Below are 9,900 nucleotides of genomic sequence, written 5' to 3' on the forward strand. Positions count from 1 at the left end.
GTTTTGCGATCGTTTTCGATCATGCCTCTGGTTCGATACTTTTTATGTGCTTTCGCACCGCTAGAAAACTACCGATTAAACCCAGCGCCACAGCAACCAACCAGACCATTAACATCTCTCCCACAGTCAATCCTGAAAGGGAAAACTGTGATTGATATAATTCAGTTACATCAGTTACGGCAGAACCAATCCACCAGATCAATAACTGGGTTGCCAACCATGCAATCACACCGCCTGCCACACCATACCAAACACCGGTATAAAGAAACGGCCGTTGAATGAATGCATCAGTAGCTCCGACGAGTTTCATAATCACGATTTCATCACGTTTACTGAGTATATTCAGTCGGATTGTATTGCTCACGATCAGAATGACAGAGATACATAAAAGCAGCGCTAATGCGGCCAATACATCCTGAATTAAATCAACAATCGCTTGTAGGCGAGACAGCCAATCAACATCGAGCTTACCCATCTGCACTTCGCGAGCCTGTTGTAGTTCTTCAAGCAATGCCTGCGCCCGCGCAGGCGTGCGTGCTTGTTGCGCTGGTGTTACAACCAGTACGTCGGGAAGCGGGTTACTGTCAAAATAATCCAATGTTTCACCAAAACCAGAAGTTGCTTTAAACTGCTCAAACCCTTCTTGTTTGGTAACCCACTGAACCGATTCGACGTCATTACGGATACTTATCTGCTGCTTTAATGTAGCAACCGATTGCTGGCTTGCGTCAGTACGCAGAAACAATGAAATTTCAGAGGCTTGCTGCCACTGTCCAGCAATTTGGGAGGTGTTTTTTACCATCACATAGAGTGCGCTAGGTAGCGTTAAGCTCAAACCAAGTACAGCAACAGTCATTAAGCTCGCAATAGGATTACGCCACAACTCCCCTAGACTACTGACCGCCTGTTGCAAATGATGCACCGGGATCATCAAAATACGCCGCCAAAACGGTAAGCTGGTTTGTTGTTGAGCACCTTTTTCGACGACTCGGTTGCGGAACAATAAGCTCATGCCGGTTGCTCCTCTAGGCCATCATTAATGAGCCGCCCTTCTTTTAAGGTCAACGTCCGATATTTTAACCGCGCAATGAGACCTAAATCATGCGTAGCAATGAGTACCGATACACCGACTTGGTTGAATTCCTCAAATAGCCGAATAATGTCCATAGAGAGCTTAGGGTCAAGGTTACCCGTAGGTTCATCTGCCAATAGTAAAGGCGGTTTGGTAACGATAGCGCGTGCGATACCGACACGCTGTTGTTCACCACCGGAGAGCATCATGGGAAAATGCCGATACTTATCCGCCAAGCCGACCTTCTCAAGGGCGGCAAGTACCCGTTTACGTGCTTCTTGTACGCTGTAACCCTCAATGATCAATGGTAACGCGACGTTATCAAACACCGATTTATCCATTAATAGCCGGTGGTCTTGGAATATCATACCAATGTCGCGACGTACAAAAGGGACCTGCTTCGGCTTAATCGTGTTGAGATCATGACCATTGATACGCACTCGACCGGCGGTCGGGCGCTCCATCACACTGATTAGTTTGAGCAAGGTACTTTTACCGGCGCCGGAGTGACCCGTTAAAAATGCCATTTCTCCTGGCTCAACATGAAAATCAACATGACTGAGGGCTTGGTGACCCCCAGGATAAGTTTTACTAACTTGCTCGAAGCGTATCATAGTGGCTTAAAGTTGCTTTATTCTTGGTCTAGCTTACGGTCAAATAGCGCTTGAATAAAGTCTCGCGCGACAAATGGCCTTAGATCGTCCAGTTGCTCGCCCACACCAATGTATCGGATTGGTATCTTAAACTCATCAGCAACGGCAAAGATGACGCCCCCTTTTGCAGTTCCATCCAGTTTCGTCATCACGATACCGCTCACCCCGACAGCTTCGGTAAACAGTTTAGCTTGCGAGATGGCATTCTGACCGGTGCCCGCATCTAGTGTTAGCATCACTTCGTGCGGCGCTTCTGGATCCTGCTTTTTCATCACCCGTACAATTTTTTTCAGTTCTTCCATGAGGTTAGATTTATTTTGCAAACGCCCAGCCGTATCGGCAATAAGCACGTCTATGCCACGGGCTTTCGCCGCCTGCATTGCATCGAACAATACCGATGCACTATCAGAACCGGTTTGTTGTGCAATGACGGGGATTTCGTTGCGTTCGCCCCAAATCTGTAACTGTTCTACAGCAGCAGCGCGGAATGTGTCCCCGGCTGCGAGCATGACTGACTTACCCTCGCGTTTGAACTGTTTAGCGAGCTTACCAATGGTGGTGGTTTTACCCACACCATTTACACCGGTCATCAAAATAACGTAGGGCGTTTTACTCGTATCGATCGCTAGCGGCTTATCAACCGGCTCGAGCAAGGCTTCCATCTGCTCTTGTAGCAATTCATACAGCGCTTCGGCATCTTTAAGTTGCTTGCGATCCGCTTGTTGCGTCAGATTATCGATGATTTTTGTGGTCGTTTTCACACCTAAATCAGCCATTAATAGCTGCGTTTCCAGTTCTTCAAACAGATCCTCATCGATCTTCTTACCTTTAAAGACGCCGAATAAGCCCGAGCCAATACTGCCCGATGTCCTCTTGAGTCCCTCGGTCAAACGAGCCCAAAGCCCCTTCTTCTTAGCGGGTGCCGCTTCGGGTGCTGATTCAGCTTCAGATTCTGTTGCTGAAGCTGCTTCAGGCTCAATACTGGACTCAGCTCCTGTCTCGTCTGCAGAGACAACCTCTGGTTCTGGTTCGGGCTCAGGTTCGGGTTCAGACTGCTTAGGTGGTTCCGGCTCGACCTCGGGTAACGGCTTTCCTGCGGCTGAATCGGCCGTCACTTGCGCACAGTCTTCCGTTGCATCAGCGTCACGTGGGTTCGACTGCTGCTCTTGCTCATCTTGTTTTATTTCTTTCTCATCTTGTTTCGACGATTTATTGCGTCGAAACATTGAAAACAAACCTTTTGCCATAATTGAATACCTTGGAACTACAACCATTAAATCGTTAAACTAGTGATAGTTTACCACGCTGTAGCGAAACTGACGACGCACCCAGATAATTAACCAGGCCAATTATATTGTGAGAAAACAAAGCAACAAGAAAACAGGAGAATTGCGCCTTATCGCCGGGCAATGGCGCGGGCGTAAGCTGCCCATACTGACATCCGAGGGGCTTCGCCCCACCACGGATCGCGTACGAGAAACCTTATTTAATTGGCTGCAATTTGATATCCAAGGTGCACAGATTGCCGATCTGTTTGCAGGCAGCGGCAGCTTAGGCTTTGAAGCCGCATCAAGAGGCGCCCAACAGGTAACATTGATAGAGATGGATAAAGCGGCGGCGCGGCAATTGAGTCAAAATGTCAGTCGCTTATCGGCGCCACAAATTAATGTGGTACAACAAAGCGCTCTCGATTGGCTAGAAGCGGAGTCAACTCAACACACTAAACTAGACATCGTATTTATCGATCCACCGTTTAATAAATCACTCGTCAGTCCGACGCTTGACGCGCTGAAGCGAGGTAAGTGGTTACATTCGGATTCGCTAGTTTACGTCGAAAGTGAACGCAACTTGCCGCCTGAAATCTTCAATGACTTCGATATCCTCAGAGAAAAACATCACGGTCAAGTCAGCTTTAGACTGCTCACTCCATCAACTGAAGAGACAACACACGCATGAATATGATTTTACTTCTCGGCAAAGCGATTTTTGCCATTATATGGATTGCTTTGCTTGCACTTTTATCGGGTTTAGTCGTCGACATGAGCACCCAAGCTTATGGTCTGATTGCTATGTTACTCGGCGTACTTGTCATTATGCATTTGTTATTGCTGGGGATTTTTGTTGCCACGATGAAAGCTCAACTCCCTTGGAAAAAGGGAGATGGCTGGCAGATTCTTATCTTCGGCATTTTCGGATGGCTAACAATCTACGCACGTCAGTCTGATGACTGATTCACTTCAAGGCCGATGTTAGAGATACCTTCATCGGCCACCATTTGCTTCAGCTGATTAACCAGTGCCTTAGTGACTGTCGGTTGCGCTTCGAGGTAGTTGAGCATCGCTTGCTGCATTTCAACTTCATACTGATACAACTCATGCTGATTAACCGCCTCTCGTAACTGTTCAGCGGGTACCTCATCGGCGATATTAAGCTCAATGAATTTAGCCACCGAGGCTTGTGATACTTTCGCCACATCGACAAAGTTTTTTGAGTCTTTATCAAGCACACCCTGCAGCAAGGTGCTGATAGCAGTACACGCATCCATCGCAGGATAAACTCCGAGCATGTCATGACCGTATTCACTCGGCGTCACTTCATCGACTTTCTCTTGCCAACGTTCCGCATTAATTTTGCTGTGTTTAGGATTAGCATGACGGTCCCATAGCGCGTTGAGTGCACCACGCAGCGGTTTGAGTTCACCGAACCCCGTGAGCTGATGAAAAAATTCATAATTTGGCAGCATCCGCTCGCACAGATACAATGCAAACAATGATTGTTTTTCGGTTTCCATCGCACGGATGCGCTGAAACGTATTTAATTGACCCACAAGCAATCCTCGTTTTCGCTGAAGGACCCGTATTATGCCTAAAATAAGCTTGCCTCGCTACGATGACATTGTATTAGCTGCCAATCGCTTGGAGGGTTTCATTAAACACACACCGGTACTCACATGTTCTGAAATCGATAATGTCCTGGGCTGTGAAGTTTTCTTTAAGTGCGAAAACCTTCAGAAATCCGGGGCGTTTAAGTATCGCGGCGCCAGCAATGCCTTGCTATCTCTGTCAAAGCAACAGCGTAAAGCCGGTGTATTTACCGTATCATCCGGTAATCACGGTGCAGCGCTAGGCTATGCTGGAGCACGTTTAGGCATCTCCGTTACGGTCGCGGTGCCCAATAACGCGCCTGCTATAAAACGCAACAATATTGAAGCCAGCGGTGCCACAATAGTCACGATAGAGCCCGGTATGGAAGCGCGAGAGCGATTTGCAGCAGAACGAGCGCAGACCGGAGAGACATTTATTCCCCCCTATGACCATCCCGATATTATCGCGGGACAAGGAACAGCAACGTTAGAGCTACTCAAACAAGTCGAAGATTTAGACGCCGTCGTCACCCCTTTGGGTGGTGGTGGTCTGCTGGCAGGCGCATGCCTAGCAGCGCAAGGACTCGAAGTTTATGGCGCTGAACCGATGCTCGCCAATGATGGGTTTGAGTCGCTCCGCACCGGAGTCCGACAACCCGCTAAACCACCGCGTAGTATTTGCGATGGCTTACTGACGCAATTGGGGGAATATAATTTCGAAATATTGAAACGCCACGTAAGTGCTGTGCTTGTCATTGAGGATAAAGACACGAAAGCGGCCATGGAACTGATTTGGCAACGGCTTAAAATCATTGTCGAACCATCCTCAGCGATCACGCTGGCGGCGCTGAAGCAAGAGCGAAGTCGATTCGCCGGGAAACGGGTTGGGATTATATTAAGTGGTGGGAATATCGCGGCCGAGCCCAGTCAGCCGCTCAAGGTTTAAGTTGCGAAGATATCGTCATCGCTTTTGAACGTTTTGAATTCAAGCGCGTTGCCGCAGTAATCGTAGAAAAACATCGTGCCTTGCTCGCCCGGTTTGCCTTGAAAACGAATATAAGGCTCGATGACAAACTCAATATCAGAGTCAGCAATCTTACGCGCCACATCGTCCCAATCTTCGCGTAATAACACGACACCGAAGTGTGGCACGGGCACATTGTGACCATCGACGCCGCTGTGGTTTTTAACACCCGCTATTTCAGGTGCCACATGCGTCACAAATTGATGACCAAAGAAGTTCCAGTCGATCCAATCGTCACTACTACGACCTTGTTCCAGCCCCAAGATCTCACCATAGAACTTGCGGGCATTATCGAGGGACTTTACGGGTAAGGCTAAATGAAACGGACGTACTGCTGACATTCGCAATTACATCCGTGCTTGAGGTTCGTGAATAGACTGACGCATCGCTGGAGAACGCTTCCACATACGGTGCCCGATAGCAGCAAGCAATAGACCCCAATTAAGCGGAGGAATAAACCCTGCAGTCAATACCGCTAATAAACTCCAGAGGGGTTTAGATTGATACTGACCGACTAAGCCGTAAAACAATAACGCGGCTACGAGTCCCTGAAGTAACAGTAGGCTCAATAGCATAATTATTTCCTTCTTTAGCAAACATTTTTATCACTGCAAACTGCAGTTTTTTGTTATTTCTAAGCCTACTCAATTATGACTAAACTGTAAAATAATGTATAAGTCATTGATTTAAATGCAAAAAAACCGGTCTATTGACCGGTTTTTAAGTTTTATGTTTTTTATTTTAATCGGTTCTATCGTTTAGAACGCGTTTAAAGCAGTATCCAGATCGGCTTTAAGATCGTCTAGATCTTCAATACCCACCGAGACACGAACAAAGTTGTCTAGGATACCTAGTTTCTCACGATTTTCTTTAGGTACCGACGCATGAGTCATGATCGCAGGGTGTTCAATTAACGACTCGACCCCTCCTAAGCTTTCTGCCAGCGCAAAGATTTCGACCGACTCTAAGAACTTACGAGCAGCCGCTAAATCGCCTTTCAATAAAATTGAGATCATGCCACCAAAACCGGACATCTGACGCTTAGCAAGCTCATGTTGTGGGTGGCTTTCAAGACCTGGGTAGATCACCTTCTCAACTTTCGGATGTTGCTCGAGCCATTGCGCCAACTCGAGCGCTGCTTGGTTATGATGACGCATACGCAGCGCTAACGTCTTGACACCTCGGAGTGCTAAGTAGGAGTCAAAAGGACCCGCAACAGCACCCACCGAATTTTGCAAGAATAGCATCTGTTCGACTAAGTCTTGGTTATCACCGACAACAGCGATACCACCCACCATGTCAGAATGCCCATTCAAGTACTTAGTCGCCGAATGCATTACGATATCGGCTCCCAGCTCAATTGGACGCTGATTAAAAGGCGTCGCGAACGTATTATCCACTACCACGATGATGTCTGGATTATGTGCCTTTGCTGTTTTTACAATGGCTTCGATATCAACCAGTTTCAACATAGGGTTGCTGGGTGTTTCAACCCAAATCATACGTGTTTCTGAGGTCAGCGCCTGTTCGACTTGCTTAATGTCGGCAAGGTCAACGTATGAGAACTTAAGTCCCGCTGAACGCCCACGTACCTTATCGAACAAACGGAAACTGCCACCGTATAGGTCATCCATAGCGACCACGTGATCACCGCTATCAAGCAGCTCCAAAATTGTTGAAGTTGCCGCCATGCCGGAAGCAAAAGCAAGCCCTTGAGTGCCCCCTTCCAAATTCGCGACGGCGCGCTCCCAAGCAAAACGTGTTGGGTTATGCGAGCGCGAATATTCAAAGCCTTTGTGTTCACCCGGGCTCTCTTGCGCGTAGGTTGAACTGGTAAAAATCGGAGGCATGACTGCCCCAGTGACCGGCTCAGGTGACTGACCACCATGAATGGTGCGTGTCGCAAATTTCATTGGTTTGTTTGATGCCATTATTACAACTCCTTACAGCAAATTATTTTCACGCATCCACTCATCGTTGAATAATTTCGATAAGTAGCGATTACCTGTATCACACGCAAGTGTCACCACTTGCTTTTTCTCGGTTTGATCTTGGCAATAACGCACTGCAGCAGCGATTAAGGTGCCGCTCGAAGAGCCCACCATGACGCCTTCTTTCTCGAGCACCTGACGCGCCATCTGCATACCTTCTTTATCTGAGATAGCGTAGGCTTTATTGGCTAATTCAATTTCGCAGATTTTTGGTACGAAATCCTCGCCAATACCCTCTGCCAACCAGCTACCGGCTTCGACATGCTCTCCACGATTAACTAATGGTTCCAAAATTGAACCCGCGGGATCGGCAAGCACTAAATCAACATCGGACTTCTGCTCACGGAGATAGCGGCCAATACCTGTTAATGTACCGCCTGAACCGACGCCACAAACGAAGGCATCAATGTCGCCGTCCGTTTGTTGCCAAATCTCTGGACCCGTGGTTTTGTAATGCGCTTCTACGTTGGCGGGGTTTTCAAATTGGTTTACATAGAACCAGCCGTTTTCTTCGGCTAAGCGAGCGGCCATGTCTTGATAGTATTCAGGGTGGCCTTTTTGTACATCTGAGCGAGTCTGTTTGACAGTCGCCCCCATCGCACGCAAATTGTTGACTTTCTCTTGGCTCATTTTATCTGGCATTACGATCATCAAGGGGTAGCCCTTACTCGCCGCAACTAACGCCAAGCCCAAGCCTGTATTGCCTGCAGTCGCCTCGATGATGGTATCGCCTGGCTTCAATTTGCCATCACGCTCAGCCGCATTAATCATCTCAACGGCGATGCGGTCCTTGATAGACCCACCCGGATTTTGCAGCTCTAACTTAAGATACAAATCGCAGGGACCTGTATCGATGTTGTTCACTTTTACCAACGGCGTGTTGCCGATCATTTCCAATACGTTGTCATATACTTTCATATCGCGTCGCTTTTTATCATCTGTTCAATGCGGTTCATTATCCCTATACTTTGACCACTTAACAACCACCGCCTTAGAACGCTTTGTTCAAAACAATAACTAGTTAAGCGAGACGCAAATGGATTTAAGAAGCGATACAGTGACCCAGCCAACATCTGCCATGCGTGATGCGATGATTCGTGCTGATGTGGGTGACGATGTGTATGGTGAAGATGCCACAATTAACGCGTTAGAGCAGCGCGTTGCCCAGTGGTTAGGTAAAGAGGATGCGCTTTTCTGCAGTTCCGGCACACAAAGTAACTTATTAGGTTTGCTCAGTCATTGTCGTAACGGTGAAGAATATATCGTGGGTCAGGAATATCACACCTATCGCTATGAGGCAGGCGGCGCTGCGGTGCTCGGAGGCATCGTGCCACAAACCATCGAAGTCGAAGCCGATGGTACTCTGTCGTTAGACACTATCGCCGAACGCATCAAGCCAAATGATCCTCATTTTCCGATTACCCGACTACTCGCATTTGAAAACACGCATGCCGGTCAGGTGATTGCTCAAGACTACTTCGACCAAGCGCGTACCCTGGCTGAACAGCACGGTTTAAACATGCACCTTGATGGCGCCCGATTAGTAAACGCTATGGCAGCAACGCAATTGACGGCCACCGAGCTGGCTGCGCCGTTCGATTCTGTTTCAGTATGCTGTTCAAAAGGGTTAGGAGCACCGGTCGGGTCACTACTTGTCGGTTCGGCTGACTATATTGCCCGTGCTCGACGTTGGCGTAAGATGGTCGGTGGCGGTATGCGGCAAGCGGGTATTTTAGCAGCTGCGATCGATTACGCATTAGATCATCACCTTGAACGTATTCAAGACGATCACGATAATGCCCAGTGGCTTGCTACCACGCTCAAAACAATCTGCGCTGACACCAATATCGTGGTCAGCAATGCTCGTACTAACATGGTTTACTTGACCTTACCCTCGCTTGAACTCGCTCAATCTCTAAAGCACTTTATGGAGCAACACCATATAAAAATTGGAGCAGCGAAGAAGTTGCGATTAGTCACGCATTTAGATATTTCTCGAGACAATTTAGAACGTTTTGTTGTGCTTTTTGAAGACTTTCTAAAAAGAAAACGCAGTTAACCAAACGTTAGCGTAAAGTGGCGCTATAAGTGCCACTTTATCAGTCGTGTTCCGCAAAAGCGTTGCCCGAGGTCAAGCTTAGCAACACCAGGCTTATTGTTGCTTATAATTTTTTCAATTGTTCTAATAAACGATCCAGGGCGCGGTAGCTCAATGCCTCCGCAAGGTGACGACGACCCACCGAGGTCGCATCATCCAGATCGGCTATCGTGCGGGCAAGTCGTAGTGTTCGGTAAAA

The 9,900-nt window shown here is 47.9% G+C and carries 13 protein-coding genes; 4 read left to right on the plus strand and 9 right to left on the minus strand.

Going from position 1 to position 9,900, the window contains the following annotated elements; genetic code table 11:
* Positions 1-19: 19 nt before the first annotated feature.
* The 3 genes from ftsX to ftsY are packed head-to-tail and all read right to left on the minus strand — an operon-like array spanning position 20 to position 2,972.
* A complete protein-coding gene (ftsX, locus tag AWU56_RS07985; RefSeq protein ID WP_286682199.1) occupies positions 20-1,012 on the minus strand; it encodes a permease-like cell division protein FtsX in 993 nt (330 codons plus the stop codon).
* A complete protein-coding gene (gene ftsE / locus AWU56_RS07990) occupies positions 1,009-1,686 on the minus strand; it encodes a cell division ATP-binding protein FtsE (protein ID WP_286682200.1) in 678 nt (225 codons plus the stop codon). The genes ftsX and ftsE overlap by 4 nt, the downstream gene beginning before the upstream one ends.
* Before the next feature lie 17 nt (positions 1,687-1,703).
* The gene (gene ftsY, locus AWU56_RS07995; RefSeq protein WP_286682201.1) at positions 1,704-2,972 is read right to left on the minus strand and encodes a signal recognition particle-docking protein FtsY; all 1,269 of its coding nucleotides are present in this window, start codon (positions 2,970-2,972) and stop codon (positions 1,704-1,706) included.
* A gap of 109 nt (positions 2,973-3,081) precedes the next feature.
* Here ftsY and rsmD point away from each other — a divergent pair, with 109 nt between their 5' ends.
* Positions 3,082-3,681, plus strand: a complete 600-nt coding sequence (rsmD, locus tag AWU56_RS08000) for a 16S rRNA (guanine(966)-N(2))-methyltransferase RsmD (protein WP_286682202.1) — start codon at positions 3,082-3,084, stop codon at positions 3,679-3,681.
* Positions 3,678-3,956, plus strand: a complete 279-nt coding sequence (locus tag AWU56_RS08005; RefSeq protein WP_006953882.1) for a DUF1145 domain-containing protein — start codon at positions 3,678-3,680, stop codon at positions 3,954-3,956. Before rsmD ends, AWU56_RS08005 begins: the two co-directional genes overlap by 4 nt.
* Here the strand turns inward: AWU56_RS08005 and AWU56_RS08010 are convergent.
* Positions 3,941-4,552, minus strand: coding sequence for a YjaG family protein (locus tag AWU56_RS08010; RefSeq protein ID WP_071462929.1), 612 nt, complete (start codon positions 4,550-4,552; stop codon positions 3,941-3,943). The genes AWU56_RS08005 and AWU56_RS08010 overlap by 16 nt on opposite strands.
* A 34-nt stretch (positions 4,553-4,586) precedes the next feature.
* On the opposite strand from AWU56_RS08010, the gene AWU56_RS08015 reads away from it, so the two are divergent.
* Positions 4,587-5,534: a threonine ammonia-lyase gene (locus tag AWU56_RS08015; RefSeq protein ID WP_286682203.1), complete on the plus strand. Its 948-nt coding sequence runs from the start codon at positions 4,587-4,589 to the stop codon at positions 5,532-5,534.
* Here the strand turns inward: AWU56_RS08015 and AWU56_RS08020 are convergent.
* From AWU56_RS08020 to AWU56_RS08035, 4 genes are all read right to left on the minus strand, one after another.
* Positions 5,531-5,953, minus strand: coding sequence for a VOC family protein (locus AWU56_RS08020; protein WP_286682204.1), 423 nt, complete (start codon positions 5,951-5,953; stop codon positions 5,531-5,533). The two genes, AWU56_RS08015 and AWU56_RS08020, sit on opposite strands and share 4 nt — an antisense overlap.
* Before the next feature lie 6 nt (positions 5,954-5,959).
* Entirely contained in the window at positions 5,960-6,187 is a 228-nt protein-coding gene (locus AWU56_RS08025; protein WP_006953888.1) for a hypothetical protein, read from the minus strand.
* 183 nt (positions 6,188-6,370) lie between these two features.
* Complete coding sequence (locus AWU56_RS08030; protein ID WP_286682205.1) at positions 6,371-7,543, minus strand: cystathionine gamma-synthase; 1,173 nt, start codon at positions 7,541-7,543, stop codon at positions 6,371-6,373.
* 12 nt (positions 7,544-7,555) lie between these two features.
* On the minus strand, positions 7,556-8,521 hold the full coding sequence (locus AWU56_RS08035) for a cysteine synthase A (RefSeq protein ID WP_071462925.1): 966 nt from the start codon (positions 8,519-8,521) through the stop codon (positions 7,556-7,558).
* 118 nt (positions 8,522-8,639) lie between these two features.
* On the opposite strand from AWU56_RS08035, the gene ltaE reads away from it, so the two are divergent.
* Positions 8,640-9,662 (plus strand): low-specificity L-threonine aldolase, encoded by a 1,023-nt coding sequence (ltaE, locus tag AWU56_RS08040; RefSeq protein ID WP_286682206.1) that lies wholly within the window; start codon positions 8,640-8,642, stop codon positions 9,660-9,662.
* 103 nt (positions 9,663-9,765) lie between these two features.
* On the opposite strand, the gene AWU56_RS08045 is transcribed toward ltaE, so the two are convergent.
* Positions 9,766-9,900, minus strand: a 135-nt coding sequence (locus tag AWU56_RS08045) for a magnesium chelatase subunit ChlI family protein (protein WP_286682207.1), incomplete at its 5' end; no start/stop codon positions are given.

This window comes from Idiomarina sp. T82-3 (assembly GCF_001577655.1).
Classification (GTDB): domain Bacteria; phylum Pseudomonadota; class Gammaproteobacteria; order Enterobacterales; family Alteromonadaceae; genus Idiomarina; species Idiomarina baltica.

Excerpts from the sequence above, each read along its gene's own strand:
- ftsX (WP_286682199.1), bottom strand. The coding sequence starts at position 1,012 with ATGAGCTTATTGTTCCGCAACCGAGTCGTCGAAAAAGGTGCTCAACAA.
- ftsE (WP_286682200.1), bottom strand. The coding sequence starts at position 1,686 with ATGATACGCTTCGAGCAAGTTAGTAAAACTTATCCTGGGGGTCACCAA.
- ftsY (WP_286682201.1), bottom strand. The coding sequence starts at position 2,972 with ATGGCAAAAGGTTTGTTTTCAATGTTTCGACGCAATAAATCGTCGAAA.
- AWU56_RS08005 (WP_006953882.1), top strand. The coding sequence starts at position 3,678 with ATGAATATGATTTTACTTCTCGGCAAAGCGATTTTTGCCATTATATGG.
- AWU56_RS08015 (WP_286682203.1), top strand. The coding sequence starts at position 4,587 with ATGCCTAAAATAAGCTTGCCTCGCTACGATGACATTGTATTAGCTGCC.
- AWU56_RS08020 (WP_286682204.1), bottom strand. The coding sequence starts at position 5,953 with ATGTCAGCAGTACGTCCGTTTCATTTAGCCTTACCCGTAAAGTCCCTC.
- AWU56_RS08025 (WP_006953888.1), bottom strand. The coding sequence starts at position 6,187 with ATGCTATTGAGCCTACTGTTACTTCAGGGACTCGTAGCCGCGTTATTG.
- AWU56_RS08030 (WP_286682205.1), bottom strand. The coding sequence starts at position 7,543 with ATGGCATCAAACAAACCAATGAAATTTGCGACACGCACCATTCATGGT.
- AWU56_RS08035 (WP_071462925.1), bottom strand. The coding sequence starts at position 8,521 with ATGAAAGTATATGACAACGTATTGGAAATGATCGGCAACACGCCGTTG.
- ltaE (WP_286682206.1), top strand. The coding sequence starts at position 8,640 with ATGGATTTAAGAAGCGATACAGTGACCCAGCCAACATCTGCCATGCGT.